The following is a 15,106-nucleotide window of genomic DNA, read 5'->3' as shown; positions in this document are numbered from 1 at the left end:
GCGCGAGCGCCCATGGACGAGCAGCGAGCAGTCAGGGCTTCCTCGCGGTCAGACTGACGTGGAACGACACCGGGCTGGCGCGTCGGGGCAGCCGGTAGGGCTCTTCGGAGACGATCTCGAAGCCGCCTCTGACCAAGGCGGCACGGGGATCGCGGCCGAGGTGGCATCCACCGCTGATCCGCGGCCAGATCGTGGCGTCGAGCACATCCTGCACCCGGGCCCATCCCCGGCCTGGCGCGCGGACGTGCTCGGCGAGGACCAGTCGTCCGCCGGGGCGCAGGACGCGGAACGCCTCGTCGACGGCGCGGTCGAGCTGGTTCACCGAGCAGAGGACGAGCGTGAACACGACCGCGTCGGCGCGGGCGTCGACGATCGGCAGATGCTCGGCGACGCCCGCCACCACGACGACGGGGACCGGCGCACGAGACCCCGCCGATCCGGCCGCTGCCCGGAGTCGGGGTTCCGGCTCGACCGCGACCACCTGGGTGACCGCTGCCCTGTAGTGGGCGAAGTTGCCGCCGTCGCCGGCCCCGACCTCCACCACCACTCCACCCAGCTCCGCGAGCAGGCGCTGGCGCCGCGCGGCGAAGCCGGCACGGTCGAGGATCCGCCTTACCGGCGCGTAGAGCCGGGCGAACACCGGGTGCGCGGCGTTCCCCCGCAGGTCGGGTGCGGCTGACCGCCCGCTGCTGGGCATGTTCACTTCTCGGTCTCGTGCGCTGGTGCGACCACGGGGCCTCGGCTGAGCATGACGGAACCGTGCTCAGTCCGAGCGACCGGGCAGGAACGAAGGCCGTCGCCCGGTTCCGGCGGTTCTCACCGCCGGCACACCCCGCTCCCTCTCGACGGAACGCACCGGCCCGCGCTGAGCCGACGGACGAGGGCCCAACCGAGCAGGAGCACCGACGCGGCCGCGATGAACGGCTGCAGGGGCTCGAAGAAGGTGACGGTCCCGGAGCTTCCCAGCACCATCAGCACCACCTTGTTGCACACGGGGCAGCCGACCGCCAGGAAGGTGAGGACACCGCCGACCATGCCGCCGCGCTGGCCCTCGGACCGGGGTGCCTCTCGCGCGGTGAGGCTGCTCAACCCGATCAGCAGACCGCCCAGCGCCGAGGTCACCACCCAGACCGGGTAGGACCACGTCGTGGGCGGGATCTCCCGGCTGAACCAGGGGGTGTCGATCAGGTCCGTCGGGACCCCCACCACCACGGCGATGAGCACGCTGCTCGCGGCCACCACCAGCCAGCCGCGCCCCCGAAGGGCGCTCAGGGACGACCTGGCCGCCTCGACCCGCCCCGAGGTCGCCGGCCGTGGCTCTGCGTCCCGCGGCCCACGGGTCAGCTCGACGGCGGTCAGCGACCCGTCCTCCTCGGCGATCACCGGTCCCGCTCGTCGTCGACGAGCTCGCGGCGGGATGACTCGACCTCGGCCTCGTCGAACGTGGCCGGAGCACACCCCGACAAGACCCCGCAGAAGGGGCAGGGGAAGTCGGCGTGCTCCACGAGCACGACCGGAGCCTGGACCGCTTCCAGAGCCATCGGGTCGTTCTCCCAACGCCTCGCCGGATCCACGCCGATGCCGTACGGGCTCTCGCTGCCCACCGAGGCCGCAGGAGCCTCCGCGCCCTCGGTCGCCGCGGAGGGGTTCGGTCGCAGCACGGTCGTCAGACCCAGGGCCAGGACGACCATCACGAACACCACGCTCTGATCAGCGCAGATCCCCGTCGCCCCGCCATGGAACCTCCCTCGACGCCGGTCCAGACCGACCAGCACTCAGTGCCATCACTCTAACGAGGTGTACGTACATTCGGCTTAGGGGTGACCTCCCTTTCTCCTCGGTGTTCCTCAGGCGGGCCACCGAGATCGCCGGCAGCGCATCGACCGAACCGCGGGGCCCCTGGCGACGTACACGAGGGTGGAACCGGATCCACCAGCGACCCGGGCCACCACGCGACGGAGCCCACGCATGAAGCTTCACCTCTCCACCCGACTGGCCGCATCGCTCGCGGGCGGTACGGCCGCGGTCCTCGGCCTGACCGGCGTCGTTCCCGCGGTCAGCTCCGCCTACGCGCACGGCCACCGGCCGGTCACGGTCGAGATCACGACTCCCAGCCGTCACGACGACGCGGGGATCTCCGGGGCGGCGTGGCTGGTCGACCTGAAGCTGGACTACCGCGGGAAGGACCCGCTGAAGAGCGCGGGGTTCACCGCACCTCAGCTGACCGGACCGGCCGCCCACAACAACACGGCCCCGTTCCCGGGCTCGTTCTCGACCGGTCCTGACGACCGGCTGCCCGGGCTGGTCGTGCTCACCTCCACGACGAACGCCACGCTGCCCGGCTTCTCGGGGCCGGGCACGAACCTGGCCAACCTGTTCAACCTCACCGGCGTCACCGACCGCTCGGGTCGGTCCGCGCAGATCGGTGACAGCTGGGTCGTCGGCGCGCCGATCGCCGGCCGCGACGTCGACACCGTCCTCACTGTCGCCGTCGTCGCCGACCTGAACCACAACGGGGTCTACGACGACGCCCCGGCCGTGGTGGTCGACGCCAACCACGACGGCAAGGTCGACTCGCGCGACCTGAAGGACCTCGGCGTCGCCTCAAACGTCGAGACCGTCCGGTTCCACATCAACGGCGCCGCGGTCTGACCGGCCGGCGGGCGGCGGAGGACACCGTGACGGAGCACGTCGACGAGCAGCTGATGGCCGCCCTGTGCGACGCCCACGCCGACGCGCTGCTCTCCTTCGCCCGCCGCTACACCACCGACGTCGCCCAGGCCGAGGACGTCGTGCAGGAGACGTTCCTCCGCGCCTGGCGGCACCTCCACCGGCTCGACCCCCGCGCCAACCCGCGGGCCTACCTCTTGACGACCGCCCGCAACGTCATCACCGACCAGTGGCGCAAGGACCGCCGGCGACCTCGCCTCGTGACCGACGAGACCGTCCTGTCCAACCAGCCCGCACCGGAAGACCTGGCGACCGCGATGCAAGGCTGGGTCGTGGCGGAGGCCCTCGCCCGGCTGAGCAAGGACCACCGCGCCGTGGTGCAGGCCCTGTACTACGACGGCTGCACCGTCAACGAGGCAGCGCTGCGGCTCGGCGTGCCGGCGGGGACGGTGAAGTCACGCAGCTACTACGCGGTCCGCGCCCTGCGAACCGCGCTCGAGGAGATGGGAGAGCTCCGATGAGCCAGGACCACCGCGAGATCCGCCACCTGCTCGGCGCCTACCTGCTCGGCGGCCTGGAGCCTGCCGACCGCGACGTCTTTGAGGCCCACCTCCCCGACTGCCCCTCGTGCCGCGACGAGCTCAGCCGGTCCGCCTCGCTGCCCGGCCTGCTGCGGCGCGCCGCCCCGACCGTGCCGCAACCCCCGGACGAGCTGGCAGCAGCAGCCGACGCGCGCCAGCACCGCCTCCTCGCCCAGCTGACGGCACGACGGCTGAGGCGGCGACGCCGGACCCTGCTCGGCGTGGTCGCGGCCGCCGTCCTCGCCGCCGCACTGGTCGTCACCCCTCCCCTGCTGCGACCACCCGCCACCACGGCGACTGCCGCCGTCATCGAGCTACGCCCCGCGACCAGCGGTGCGGCCGGAACCGGCACGGCCCTGCTCGACCCACGACCCTGGGGGACGTCCGTCACGCTGACGGCCACAGGACTGCCGGCGACCGGACCGTTCACCCTCGAGATCACCGACCGGTCCGGCGGTCACGAACGCGCCGCGTCGTGGGGAACGACCGCCGACGGGCACGTCCAGGTCACGGGCGCGACCTCGGTGACCCCCCAGTCCATCAGCCGGATCCAGGTCGTCGGACCCGACGGCGTCATCACTCAGTCCCCCTGAGCCCGGTCTTCGCCCTCCGGGCCGACGTCAACCCCCAGAGTGGGTGTACGTACATTTAGGTCGTGGCTGCAGGGACCGTACTCGACGGCACTCGTGGCCCTCGACCGACGAGCACCACTGAGGGAGTACCCATCGTGACCAGCGCACCCCACCACGCGACCCCGGGGGTCGTCTTCCACCTCGACGAGGGTGACCCCGCCAAGCACGAGTCGGTGCTCCGCAACGTCGCGAACGTCCTCGACGCCCTCGGGGACGGCACCGTGGTGGAGCTCGTCACCCACGGACCTGGCCTGCGGGCCGTCCTCGCCGGCGCCCCGCACGAGACCGCGCTCCGGACGCTGATCGAACGCGGGGTCCAGGTCGACGCGTGCGCGAACACGATGCGCCGCGAGCACGTCGGCGAGGACCAGCTCGCCGCCGGGGTGACCATCGTGCCCGCCGGCATCGTCCAGCTCATCCACCGCCAGCGTGACGGCTGGTCCTATGTCCGGCCCTGAACACCGGCCCGCCCCCGACCACGAGCCCGCCTCGACGCACCGGTCCGCCGAGCCGGTCGAGTTCCAGGTCGAACCTCACGACCACGTCGAGGACCTGGTCGGCGACCCCCTCCACGCCGACCTGCGCCTGCTGGTCGCCGGCAACCAGTTCATGGCCATGCCCGACCTCGTCGCCGGCTTCATCGCCGGACGCGACCCCACCCCGACGGTCTTCTACGAGACGCTCCCGCCCGGCATCCTCGTCCAGCAGCTCCGACGCGGCAGCCTCCGGATGGGCACGCTGCTGCTGCCGTTCACCGCCGACGTGATCGCCGCCAGCCCGGCGGTGCTCGCCGAACTGCACAGCGACGGGCTGACCGACGTCGCCCGCCCCTACGCCAGCAACGGCCTCTCCCTGCTCGTGCAGCAGGGCAACCCCAAGGACGTCACCGACTGGCGCGACCTCGCCCGCCCCGGCGTGCGGGTCGCCTTCCCCGATCCGAGGACCGAAGGGATCGGTCAGCTCGCCATCACCGCGCTGGAGACGCTCGGCGGCACCGGCCTGCGTGACGCCGTCCTCGACGAGGCCGTCCGACGCGGCGACGTGCGGCTCACCGCCATCCACCACCGTCAAGGGCCGCGGTGGCTGCTCGACGACGACACCGACATCGCAGTGGTCTGGCAGACGGAGGCGCTGCACCACCTCCACCTCGGGCGCCCCCTCGCCGAGGTCGCCTTGGCCGCACCGGCCAACCCGACCGGTCACTACGCGGCAGCTGTCGTGACCGACGCCCCTCACCACGACCTCGCGGTCAGTCTCGTCGAGCACCTCGTCGGACCCGACGGTCAGCGCGCCCTCCGCCGCCACGGGTTCTCACCCCCCGGCTGACCCCGTCGCTGCCTTTGCGCAAGAGCGGCTCCCCGTGGCGGGGGCGACCCGCTCGTGCCTTCCTACCGCTTGAAGTCGACCTGCTCGAGCCTGGTCTGCACGCTCTTCCCGCTCGTCCAAGGGTTGGCGCCGGGCACCACCTGCGGCGTCGGGATGTCGGCGCGGGACTGCCGGGTGTGCGGGGTGGAGACACCCAGCCGGCGGTCCCGATCCGCGATCGGGCCCTCGACGGCCTGGCCGTCCTCGGTGAGCGCCATCATCAGCTGCGGGATGCCGTACGGGAAGTCGTCACGGTCGTACTGCCAGGTGTGGAACGTCTTCCCGTACGTCGTGACCAGGTCCTCGAAGTACCAGTGCTCGGCCCAGCCCGGGACACCCGGAGTGGTCAGGATCCCCGACTTCGTCTCGTAGTTGTGGCTGTGCCACAGCTGCTTCTCCTCGTCCGGCAGGCTGCGGAACCGGTCCTCGCTGATGATGTACTCGATCCCGATCAGCCGGGCGTCCGCGGCGTTGCTGTCGAAGATCACGCACTGGTGCAGGTCATGACGCAGGTGGATGCAGAAGTGGGTCGCCTCGACCTGGCGGCCCATCTCGTCGGCGTAGATGTGGAAGCCGTTCAGGTACGTGCTCATCGCGTCCAACGGGTACTTGTGCTGCAGCAACGCACACGCGAGGTCGAGCACCCGGTGCTTCAGCGAGTGGCCCTTCCCCACCTTCAGGGTACCGACCACCTTGTGCCCGACCCCCACGCCAAGTCCGAGCACGATCCCAGCTGCTAAGCCGGCACCGTAGCCACCCGCCCGAACCCGCTGGCGAGCCGGAATCACCTTGTCTAGTACAGAATCCATATCTGGCACCTACCCATCGCGCGACGGTGCGACACCACAAGGGGCGTCACGCCCACGACAGCAGCAGATGGCGATCGGCGGTGTCGTGCGACCAGAGACCGCGAACTCATACCGTGCATCCCGCACCTGCTCCCAACCGGCGAATCGGTTAGCGGCACTCCCCCGGCTACGCCCGGGCAACCGTCCGTATGGCCGTCGCCGACTGTCCCGTAAGACTCCGGCGAAGCGTTTCGGTTGAGGCGGTCGTGCGCCATCACCAGATGACCCTTCCACACCATGGTCGTCCGGCTAGTGACAACTTGGCTGTCAGAGATTCCGTGTGCTGACAACTTGCCTGTCACGGAACCAGCCGGAGGCCACCTCCGAACTTGTCAGCGTGAGCAGGAGGTCGCTGACAAGCTCGATGGCAACGGACAGGAGGACAGCTTCGCCCGCGTCCCGCCGCACCTCGATATAGCGCCGGGCGTCCGCCACCTGGCAGCCGCAGGTCTCCGCCTCGTGTCGCTGTCCAACGGCTCCGCGGCGACCACCACCAAGCTGTTCGAGGCCGTCGGCATCGGCGAGCACTTCGAAAAGGTGCTGTCGGTGGAGGACGCACCGCCGTGGGAGACCGGCGCAAGCTCGTACTGGTGGGCGGCTAAGAGATGCGACGTGGGCCTGTCGGACACGATGCTGGTCGCCGTACATCCGTGGGACAGCCACGGTGCCCACCACGCCGGTCTCCGCACCGCCTGGATCAACCGGGACCACCGCAGCCACCCGTCCTACTTCGCCCCGGCCGAGCTCCAGGTGTCGTCGGTGGCAGCCCTTGCACGGCAGGTGATCTGAAGCAGCGGGCGGACTGCGTTGTCGACCTGCTCGTCAGCACACGGGGGGGCGGGTGCGGCGACGACCTCAGCCGTGGGCGCGGGGGTTGGTCACGGTCATCACCGTCAAGATCATGTTCCCGGCGAGGCCGGTTAACGCCACGGTCAGCAACAGCCGACCCTGGTCCAGCAACGACCGGCGGGCGGGGCGGGCGGGCAAGGTGGAGGTCACGGTGCGGGCTCCTGATTGTGCGAACTGACTCACGACCGCATGGCCCCCGACGGCTGTGCAGGACGACCGTACGACAACCTGGATTTGTCTGCGTGGGCTTGCAGTCACTCACACGATTGCTTTAGATGAGGGCAGTGTTGGGACGCTACGGGCAGCGCACCCTGCTACCAGGGTGTGCTGCCGTGGCGATCCATGAAGCGGCCGGTCGGGCCCGCGGTGTCCAACGCAGCGGAGACGATGACGTCAGAGCCCTCTTCAACCGAATGGCCGGCGTTGTCGGTGAACTCCGTGGCAGTCAGCCCGGGATCGACGGCAGTGACGAGCACGTCGGGCAGCGCTTTGGCGTACTGCACCGCGAGCATGTTGAGGGCCGCCTTGGATGCCGGGTAGGGAAGGTGCGCGATGTCGCGGTAGGTGTCGTCGCTCGACTGGAGCGTGAGTGAGCCCATCCCGGACGACACCATCACCAGCCGTGGCCGGTGACCACGCCGCAGCAGCGGCAGGAACGCCTGGGTGACCCGAACCGGACCGAGCAGGTTCGTGGCCAGGACGTGGGCGAAATCTGCGGGCTGCACCTGCTCGGCGGGCGCCCAGGTGCCCGGGATACCGGCATTGTTGACGAGGACGTCGAGGGAACCGACGGCCTCCTCGACCTCACGAACGGCAGCGGCGACGGAGTCGTCATCAACGACGTCGAGGCCGATCGGGCGCATGTCGAGCCCGCTCGAGCTCGGCCGGCCGGAACGATCGGGCTTGCGGCTGGCCGCGAACACGGTGCACCCCTGCCCGGCGAGCCGCTGAGCCGTCCGTGCCCCGAGTCCACGACTCGCCCCGGTGATCAAGACGATGGTCATGGCCCCAGCCTGCCCGACGGACTCTCTAGATCGCTGGGCCTCGGGGGTCACCCCGTTGCTGTGCAGCAGGCGGCCGAGCGCTATCCAGGTCCCCCGGGAACTCCGGGAGCCCGTCCAGGTGATCCACACCCCAATCGGTCGTGCCGGCTGGGATTGCGGTCAGGCTGCGGCCGCGTAGTCGCCGCGCGAGGTGACGCCGGCCTGGGTCTTGCTGGTCGAGGTCGTCGTCCAGAAGTAGGTCCCGGGGCCCGTCACGATCACCTTGGTCGACAGGTTGCCCTTGCTGTCGGTGGTGGCACTACCGATCTTGACGGCCGGGTCGCCCGCCCTGGTCTGGAAGTACAGGGTCGCGTCTTTGCCCTTGTAGGCCTTGCCCTCGCGCTTCACCGTGCCCTTGACGGTGATCTTCGAGCCGGGCCTGGTCGACTCCGGCGTGGCGTTGACCGTGACCGCGACCTCCGCCCGCGTGTCGAGGAGCTGGTCGCGACCGATGATCGCGTGCGCGAACGTCGGCTCCACGCTCGGGCCGGCGTCGGCCTTGATCAGGCCCACCTCGATGTTGCCGGTCTCGAAGCCGTCCCCCTCCTGCTCCTGGAGGACGACCTCGGTGACGTGCTGCGCGCCGTCGCAGGTGAAGGTCGGAAACTCCCCCGTGCTGGGGTCCTCCAGGTCCGTGTACGCGGCCGCACTCCGGTCGGCGTAGACGGTCTGGAACGCGGCCGGGTCGTACTCCACGCCCCTCGGGTCGGCCTTGGTGCCGCAGGTGTATACGAACGGCACCACGACCTCGTCGGGCGTCGAGGCGATGATCTTGTGGTCCAGGACCGTCCAGGTGATGTCGTCGTCGGGATCGGCGACGCCGGAGTCGTGCGTGGTCGACCAGTAGGAGTGGGGTCGTCCGTCCTCGCCGCTGATGCCGGAGAACTTCTTCACGTCCGCGACGAACCGACGGGCCATCAGCTCGTATCCGAGATCGTTGGGGTGGCCGTTCTCCACGTTCGCGTAGCGCTCGCCATCCCCCGGGACGAACCACTGCTCCCCGATCGGGTCGATGAAGGGGATCCCGTTCCCGGCGGCAGCCGCTCTGAGCTTGTCGTTGACCATGGCGTACTCCGCGACGTTGGCCCAGGGATTGGTCGGGCCCATCAAGATGATCTGAGCCTGCGGCCAGAGCTTCCGGCTCGTGCGGATGGTCAGGTTGATCCTTCCGGCCACCTCACCCATCGTGTACTTCCGGTCGTTGGAGCTGCCCTGGATCACCACGAGGTCGTAGGCGACATCGGGGGCGTTGTGCGAGCGCAGCCACATCCGTTCGGGATAGGTGTCGGCGCCGTCGCCGGACGGGTCGATGTAACCGGTCCCTGACTTGCCGTCGATCGTCAGGTCCCAGCCGAGTGGTTCGGCGACCTTGTAGGCGTAGGCCTTCTTCTTGCTGGTGGCGCCGATCCCCTTCGTGTAGGAGTCGCCGATCAGCAGCACCTTCGGGTGATCCGGTAGGACGAGAACGGGTGACGCGGCTCGTGCCGGCGTAGGACCGAGAAGGGCCAGGAGCAGACTCAGCGCGAGAACGCACACGACGTTCTTGCTCGTGCTCTTCGCCTGCAGGAGAAGATGATCCGACACGGTGTTGGCCCTTACGAGTCGCGCAGGTGCGGCTTCCTGAAATTTCGATGAAGGTAGCAGGGCGTTACTCGGTTCGTCCTCGGCTTCAGCGAATTGGCATCACTCCCCCGCTCGCCCTCGACCCGCGGGTACGAGGAACCCAAGATCATCCGATTGCTGAGCACGTGCCCAGGACGAAGCCGGCTGCGGACAACGGCGTCGACGCAGCACGCGCCTGGTCTGTCGCGCTCTCAGAAGTCTGGTGCGAGATCAGAACGGGCACGTCCACCCCTGAGTGGGCACATCACCTCGGCTGTGCCCAGCGCTCTCCAGGTACTCGACGGTCAGTGCGCGAGGACCCTCTGCACCGCGTCGTACGCGGGCGTCGGCTCTCCGCCGGCGAACAGGAGGTCGTGCCCCTGCCGCAGGTCACCGTCATCGTCGGTCCACCAGTCGAACCGGTCATCCACACCCCACGTCGTCCAGGACACGCAGGCGTCGGAGCGGAGGCAGGTGTCGAGGCCACTAGCCCGATGGCTGTCGCGACGTGGGTGGCTCATGAGAAGGACGTGGTGGTCGAGCCGAGGCTCGATCAGCCCCGCCAGTCGAAGGGCCAGGTCGCGTGCCTCAGCCCGATCACCACGAACAGCGCCCCGCCCAGGGCGGTGTTGAGCACGGGGAAACGGCGGTAGAGCGCGAAGAGCTGCTCGGCGCCGCGGCTGCGGAGGGAGAGGGCGATCATCACGAGGTAGGCCAACCCGCCCACGAGAGCGAAGGCCCCGACCGAGGGGAAGGCCAGCAGGGCCGCCACCGCGTAGGCGAGGCCGCACAGCAGCAGGGTCCTCCCCGAGCCGAAGTAGGTGGCGACGGTGCTCAGGCCGGCGGCACGGTCCGCGGCGATGTCCGGGACCGCCGAGTACGCGTGCATCGCCATGCACCACAGCAGGGCCGCGAGCAGCACGGTGACCGGCGGCTGCTCGCCGCTCACGGTGGCGTACGCGGCGAGCCCGGGGGCCACGTAGAGGATGTTGAAGGCGGCGTCGACGACGGGGCGGGCCTTGGCCCGCAGCGGCGGCACCGAGTAGCCGATCCCCGTGACCAGGAACAGCAGCAGCCACGGCCAGGCGTGCGGCAGGAAGGGCACGAGGGCGAGGAACGGCACGTTCAGCACGAGGATCGCGATCACGAGGTTGCGCCGCTGGCTCTGCTGGAGCAGCTGCTCGTAGTCGCGCTTCTTGGGGTTGAGCCGGTCGGTGTCGGCGTCGAACAGGTCGTTGACGCCGTAGATCAGCAGGTTGGCCGGCAGCGTCAGGTACAGCCCCAGCAGCCAGACCTCCAGGGGCGGGCGCAACGACGTCGCTGCGAGGGCCACCATGTAGGGCCCGAGCAGGTACATCCAGAAGCGGGGCCGAGACACCCGGAGCAGGTGGCGCATCGGCCGTCATGCTAGTTCGGGTGGACCAAGCCATCCGGGGTCGTCGCTGGCTGCTGGCCGCGCTGCTGGTGGCTGCGGCGGCGGGGCTGGTCCGAGCGCCGCTCGAGCCGCGCTGGTGGTGGGCCTCGGCGCTGGCCATCCTGCTCTTCTCGGCGCCGGTGATCGTCGGCGCGGTGCGGTGGCTGGGCGTCCGCCGCGGCGTCGCGCTGCTGCTCGGGCTGGGGCTCTACGCCGTGGTGTTCGAGTCGGTCGCCGTCGCCACCGGCGTGCCGTACGGGAGGTTCTCCTACAGCGGCGTGCTGGGTCCGCCGATGCTCGGGCTGGTGCCGCCGACGGTGCTGCTGGCCTGGACGCCGCTGCTGCTCGGCAGCCTCGCGTCCACCCGCCGTGCCTGGCAGGCGGTCGTGCTCGTCGTCGTGTGCGACCTCGTGCTGGACCCGGCCGCCGTGAGCCTCGGCTTCTGGGCCTGGGACGACCCGGGCCGCTACTACGGCGTCCCGCTGGTGAACTTCCTCGGCTGGGTGGTGTCGGGCGGGATCGCGGTGCTCGCGCTGCGTCGGCTGCCGCGGCCGCTACCGGCGCTCTTCGCGCGCAACCTGTGGCTGGTGCTGGTGTTCTGGACGGCGGTCAACGCCTGGAGCGGCCAGTGGCTCGCGGCGCTGGTCGGCGTCGTCGCCGTCGCGGCTTTGTCGCGGGGCTATGGTCGCGCCCCGTGAGCACTGCACTGGTCATCGGTGGCGGCATCGGTGGGCTGGGCACCGCGGCCCTGCTGGGCCGGCGCGGGTACGAGGTGACGCTGCTGGAGAAGAACGCGCTGCTGGGCGGGCGGGCGAACCACTTCGAGGTCGACGGGTTCCGCTTCGACATGGGCCCGTCGTGGTACCTGATGCCGGACGTCTTCGAGCACTTCTTCGCCCTGCTGGGCGAGCGGGTCGAGGACCACCTCGACCTGCAGCGGCTCGACCCGTCGTACCGGATCGTCTTCCGGGGCACCGAGCTCGAGGTCGACATGTACTCCGACCTCGACCGCGACGTGGAGACCTTCGAGCGGCTGGAGCCGGGCAGCGGCCAGGCGCTGCGCACCTACCTGGACAGCTCGGCGGAGCAGTACGAGATCGCCATCGACCAGTTCATGTACCGCAACCACGACAGCTTCTTCGACTTCATCGACCGGAAGACGGCGAAGCAGGGCCGGCAGCTGCACGTCTTCGAGAACATGCACAAGTACATCAGCCGGACGTTCTCCACCGACGCCGTGCAGAAGATCCTGGAGTACCAGCTGGTCTTCCTCGGCTCCTCGCCGTACAACACCCCGGCGCTCTACAACATCATGAGCCACATCGACTTCAACATGGGCGTCTTCTACCCCCGCGGCGGTATCTACTCGATCATCCGCGCGCTCGAGGCGATCGGCACCAAGCACGGGGTCACCTACCGCACCGAGGCGCCGGTCGAGCAGATCCTGACCGACGGCGGGCGCGCGTCCGGGGTCCGGCTGGCGTCGGGCGAGGAGCTGTACGCCGACCTCGTCGTCTCCAACGCCGACATGGCGCACACCGAGACGACGCTGCTGCCCAAGGCGGCCCGGACCTACCCCGACCGCTACTGGGCCAAGAAGACGCTGGCGCCGAGCGCGTTCATCCTCTACCTGGGCCTGGAGGGCCGGGTGCCGAGCCTGACCCACCACAACCTGGCCTTCGGACAGGACTGGAAGCGCAGCTTCGGGCAGATCTTCGACGACCCGACCTGGCCCGACGACCCCTCGTACTACGTCTGCGCGCCGAGCCGGACCGACCCGACCACGGCCCCCGAAGGCCAGGAGAACCTCTTCGTCCTCGTGCCCGTCGCCCCGGGGCTGTCGATGACCGACGACGACATCGCGCGCTACCGCCGCAAGGCCCTCGACCTGCTGGCGACCGACTTCGACGTCCCCGACCTCGAGTCCAGGATCGTCTTCGAGCGGACCTACACCTCGCGCGACTTCACCGCCGACTACAACGCGTACGGCGGGTCCGCGCTCGGGCTGGCCCACACCATGAAGCAGACGGCGTTCCGGCCCAACAACATCAGCAAGAAGCTGTCGAACCTCTACTACGTCGGCGCCGCCACCAACCCCGGCATCGGGATGCCGATCTGCCTGATCTCGGCCGAGCTGGCCTACAAGCGGATCATCGGCGACACCAGCAGCGGACCGCTGCCGGTCTGAGCCCGGCCCGACCGGGCCGGGGCCCCCTCAAGGCCTGGGTCAGGCGCTGACGCGGTCGAGCAGCGTCCTGGCCTTCAGCAGTCCGGGCTGGCGGGTGCTCATGGGCACCGTCCACAGGTCGTGGCCGGCGAGGCCCCAGCCGGCGAGCAGCCGGTTGGCCGCCAGGAAACCCGTGGTCGCCGCCCGCTCCATCAGCGCCACCGGGTAGTCGCACCGGATCCCGTCGCCGGCGAGGACCAGCCGCAGGTCGGGGGTCGCAACCTCGGGTCGGAGCACCCAGGGAGTGGTGCCGACCAGCGGGCAGTCGTCCGACAGCAGCCACTCCTCCCCGACGACCTCCGCGTCCGCGGTCTCGGGGTAGACGCGGGCCAGCTCGGCGCGCAGCGTGCGCCGGACCTGCGCCTCGTCGCCGTCCTCGGGCTGGAGGGCGTACGCGTGCACCTCGACGACGGACGCGTCGTGCGCGTCGGACCAGCGGCGCGCGCCGGCCTCGAACCGCTCGAGCACGGTGATGTTGTCCATCGGGCCGTAGCCGCTCGTGCCCAGGAAGGCCGGGCGGTCCGCAGCGACCTTGCGGTCGAGCCACAGACGCCAGACGGCGAACGGCGGGGCGTCCCGCGTCTCCGCGATCCGGCTCCGCCACCCCGGGTCGTCGAGGCTCCCCCGCGTGGTCTCGACCAGGCTGCGCGTCGTCCGGAGGTCGGTGGCCAGGACGACGGTGTCGGCGGTGAGGGTGCCCCGGTCGGTCGTCACGCTGACCTGGTCCCCGCCCAGGTCGAGGTCCTGGACGGTCTCCCCGGCCCGGACCTCGACGCCGAGCCGCTCCAGGTAGCCACGGAGCGGCCCCCAGAAGATGGTGTCGTAGTCGTCGACGGGGACGTCGAAGAGCAGGCCCTCGGACGAGCCGAGGAAGTAGCTGTGGAACATCCCGACCAGCTCGCCGGCCGAGAACTCGTCGGGCGCGGCGAAGAAGCTGCGGGCGAAGACCTCGAGCGCCAGGTGCCGGGCGGCGTCGGGGAAGCCGAGCCGGTCGAGGAAGGCGGCCGCGCTCTCGCCGTCGTGCGCCGAGAAGGTCGCGGGGAAGTCGACGTCGAGCAGCTCCCAGACCGCCACCTCGTCGATGTTCTTCAGGTCGCCCGCGGTGAAGCTGGGGCTCTGGGCCACGAAGGCCGCCATGTTGAGCGGCGGCGTACGGGGCACGCCGGCGAACGAGTCGCGGTGGCCGCCCGCCAGGACCAGTGGGTAGTCCTCGACGGCGGTCAGGCCCTCGAGGGCCGGGTCGACGCGGCGCAGGAGGGCACGCAGGTTGTAGTACTGCCGGAAGAAGGCGTGGAAGCCCCGGCTCATGGTGACCGGCGCGCCGGCGGCGCTGTCGTGCTCGACCGGCCAGGAGCGTACGCGGCCGCCAAGCTGCGCCTCGCGCTCGACGAGGGTGACCTCGACGCCGCGCTCGGCGAGGCCGACGGCGGCCGCGATGCCCGCGATGCCCCCGCCGAGGACGAGGGTCGACCGCTGCGGCTGGTCGGGCGACGGGCGCAGGGCGCCGTGCTCGCCCGGATGACGGACGGCCTTCTTGTCGCGCCCGGGCAGCCAGGCCTGCTTCATCGTGCGCACCGCGTGACGGACGCGCACGTCGCGGCGGTGACGCGGGCGGAGGACCTCGCGCCGAACGGGTTTGCGGGGCTCGACATCGTTCACCGATCGTTCTGCCGACGACGGCTTCGAGCGGCTTTTCGACTATAGCCAGCAGTCCTGCACCGGCCCCCGTACGCGCTCGGCCTCACGACCGGGGGCAGGCTCGACAACCGCTGACGACGTGGTCCTGCCGGCCTGTCACGAACTCCTCGGCGCAGATCTGTCCAGTTCCGGCGATGTCCGAGAGTGAACGCTCACCAGGCTGGGCGATGTGCGCCG

General features: G+C 70.4%; 18 protein-coding genes. 8 read left to right on the top strand and 10 right to left on the bottom strand.

All coding sequences use genetic code 11. From position 1 onward, the window contains the following. Nucleotides 1–31: 31 nt before the first annotated feature. The 3 genes from FHX39_RS09710 to FHX39_RS09700 all read right to left on the bottom strand — a co-directional run bounded on the left by FHX39_RS09710 (nucleotide 32) and on the right by FHX39_RS09700 (nucleotide 1,703). Nucleotides 32–697 carry a class I SAM-dependent methyltransferase gene (locus tag FHX39_RS09710; RefSeq protein ID WP_183337928.1) on the bottom strand — a complete coding sequence of 222 codons (666 nt, stop codon included), beginning with the start codon at nucleotides 695–697 and terminating at the stop codon, nucleotides 32–34. A gap of 119 nt (nucleotides 698–816) precedes the next feature. Continuing rightward, complete coding sequence (locus FHX39_RS09705) at nucleotides 817–1,383, bottom strand: hypothetical protein (protein ID WP_198423337.1); 567 nt, start codon at nucleotides 1,381–1,383, stop codon at nucleotides 817–819. Further along, on the bottom strand, nucleotides 1,380–1,703 hold the full coding sequence (locus FHX39_RS09700) for a hypothetical protein (RefSeq protein WP_183337926.1): 324 nt from the start codon (nucleotides 1,701–1,703) through the stop codon (nucleotides 1,380–1,382). The genes FHX39_RS09705 and FHX39_RS09700 overlap by 4 nt, the downstream gene beginning before the upstream one ends. A 265-nt stretch (nucleotides 1,704–1,968) precedes the next feature. On the opposite strand from FHX39_RS09700, the gene FHX39_RS09695 reads away from it, so the two are divergent. The 5 genes from FHX39_RS09695 to FHX39_RS09675 all read left to right on the top strand — a co-directional run bounded on the left by FHX39_RS09695 (nucleotide 1,969) and on the right by FHX39_RS09675 (nucleotide 5,209). Continuing rightward, nucleotides 1,969–2,652, top strand: coding sequence for a hypothetical protein (locus FHX39_RS09695; RefSeq protein ID WP_183337924.1), 684 nt, complete (start codon nucleotides 1,969–1,971; stop codon nucleotides 2,650–2,652). A gap of 26 nt (nucleotides 2,653–2,678) precedes the next feature. After that, entirely contained in the window at nucleotides 2,679–3,191 is a 513-nt protein-coding gene (locus FHX39_RS09690; RefSeq protein WP_198423336.1) for a sigma-70 family RNA polymerase sigma factor, read from the top strand. Further along, complete coding sequence (locus FHX39_RS09685) at nucleotides 3,188–3,844, top strand: anti-sigma factor family protein (protein WP_183337922.1); 657 nt, start codon at nucleotides 3,188–3,190, stop codon at nucleotides 3,842–3,844. The genes FHX39_RS09690 and FHX39_RS09685 overlap by 4 nt, the downstream gene beginning before the upstream one ends. Nucleotides 3,845–3,978: 134 nt before the next feature. Next, nucleotides 3,979–4,341, top strand: a complete 363-nt coding sequence (locus FHX39_RS09680; RefSeq protein WP_183337920.1) for a DsrE family protein — start codon at nucleotides 3,979–3,981, stop codon at nucleotides 4,339–4,341. Continuing rightward, nucleotides 4,328–5,209 (top strand): molybdate ABC transporter substrate-binding protein, encoded by an 882-nt coding sequence (locus FHX39_RS09675; protein WP_183337918.1) that lies wholly within the window; start codon nucleotides 4,328–4,330, stop codon nucleotides 5,207–5,209. Before FHX39_RS09680 ends, FHX39_RS09675 begins: the two co-directional genes overlap by 14 nt. Before the next feature lie 62 nt (nucleotides 5,210–5,271). Here the strand turns inward: FHX39_RS09675 and FHX39_RS09670 are convergent, their stop codons facing one another. Further along, entirely contained in the window at nucleotides 5,272–5,940 is a 669-nt protein-coding gene (locus FHX39_RS09670; protein WP_198423335.1) for an OBAP family protein, read from the bottom strand. A 615-nt stretch (nucleotides 5,941–6,555) separates the two neighbouring features. Here FHX39_RS09670 and FHX39_RS09665 point away from each other — a divergent pair. After that, entirely contained in the window at nucleotides 6,556–6,885 is a 330-nt protein-coding gene (locus tag FHX39_RS09665) for an HAD family hydrolase (RefSeq protein WP_183337914.1), read from the top strand. 66 nt (nucleotides 6,886–6,951) lie between these two features. On the opposite strand, the gene FHX39_RS09660 is transcribed toward FHX39_RS09665, so the two are convergent. The 5 genes from FHX39_RS09660 to FHX39_RS09640 form a co-directional block, all read right to left on the bottom strand. After that, nucleotides 6,952–7,095 carry a hypothetical protein gene (locus FHX39_RS09660; RefSeq protein WP_183337912.1) on the bottom strand — a complete coding sequence of 48 codons (144 nt, stop codon included), beginning with the start codon at nucleotides 7,093–7,095 and terminating at the stop codon, nucleotides 6,952–6,954. A gap of 164 nt (nucleotides 7,096–7,259) precedes the next feature. Next, nucleotides 7,260–7,949 (bottom strand): SDR family NAD(P)-dependent oxidoreductase, encoded by a 690-nt coding sequence (locus FHX39_RS09655; RefSeq protein ID WP_183337911.1) that lies wholly within the window; start codon nucleotides 7,947–7,949, stop codon nucleotides 7,260–7,262. A gap of 159 nt (nucleotides 7,950–8,108) precedes the next feature. Then, the gene (locus FHX39_RS09650) at nucleotides 8,109–9,428 is read right to left on the bottom strand and encodes an SGNH/GDSL hydrolase family protein (protein ID WP_183337909.1); all 1,320 of its coding nucleotides are present in this window, start codon (nucleotides 9,426–9,428) and stop codon (nucleotides 8,109–8,111) included. Between the two features lie 467 nt (nucleotides 9,429–9,895). Further along, nucleotides 9,896–10,111: a hypothetical protein gene (locus tag FHX39_RS09645; RefSeq protein ID WP_183337906.1), complete on the bottom strand. Its 216-nt coding sequence runs from the start codon at nucleotides 10,109–10,111 to the stop codon at nucleotides 9,896–9,898. A 32-nt stretch (nucleotides 10,112–10,143) separates the two neighbouring features. Further along, a complete protein-coding gene (locus FHX39_RS09640) occupies nucleotides 10,144–10,986 on the bottom strand; it encodes a prenyltransferase (RefSeq protein WP_183337904.1) in 843 nt (280 codons plus the stop codon). A gap of 20 nt (nucleotides 10,987–11,006) precedes the next feature. On the opposite strand from FHX39_RS09640, the gene FHX39_RS09635 reads away from it, so the two are divergent. Beyond that, the gene (locus tag FHX39_RS09635; RefSeq protein WP_183337902.1) at nucleotides 11,007–11,702 is read left to right on the top strand and encodes a carotenoid biosynthesis protein; all 696 of its coding nucleotides are present in this window, start codon (nucleotides 11,007–11,009) and stop codon (nucleotides 11,700–11,702) included. Then, nucleotides 11,699–13,192: a phytoene desaturase family protein gene (locus FHX39_RS09630; protein ID WP_183337900.1), complete on the top strand. Its 1,494-nt coding sequence runs from the start codon at nucleotides 11,699–11,701 to the stop codon at nucleotides 13,190–13,192. The genes FHX39_RS09635 and FHX39_RS09630 overlap by 4 nt, the downstream gene beginning before the upstream one ends. A 39-nt stretch (nucleotides 13,193–13,231) precedes the next feature. Here the strand turns inward: FHX39_RS09630 and FHX39_RS09625 are convergent, their stop codons facing one another. Continuing rightward, nucleotides 13,232–14,824, bottom strand: a complete 1,593-nt coding sequence (locus FHX39_RS09625; protein WP_408631486.1) for an FAD-dependent oxidoreductase — start codon at nucleotides 14,822–14,824, stop codon at nucleotides 13,232–13,234. Between the last annotated feature and the right edge of the window lie 282 nt (nucleotides 14,825–15,106).

The organism is Microlunatus antarcticus, from assembly GCF_014193425.1.
GTDB lineage: Bacteria > Actinomycetota > Actinomycetes > Propionibacteriales > Propionibacteriaceae > Microlunatus > Microlunatus antarcticus.
The sequence above is the reverse complement of the archived record's forward strand: the minus strand, read 5'-3'. Positions and strand labels throughout refer to the sequence as shown.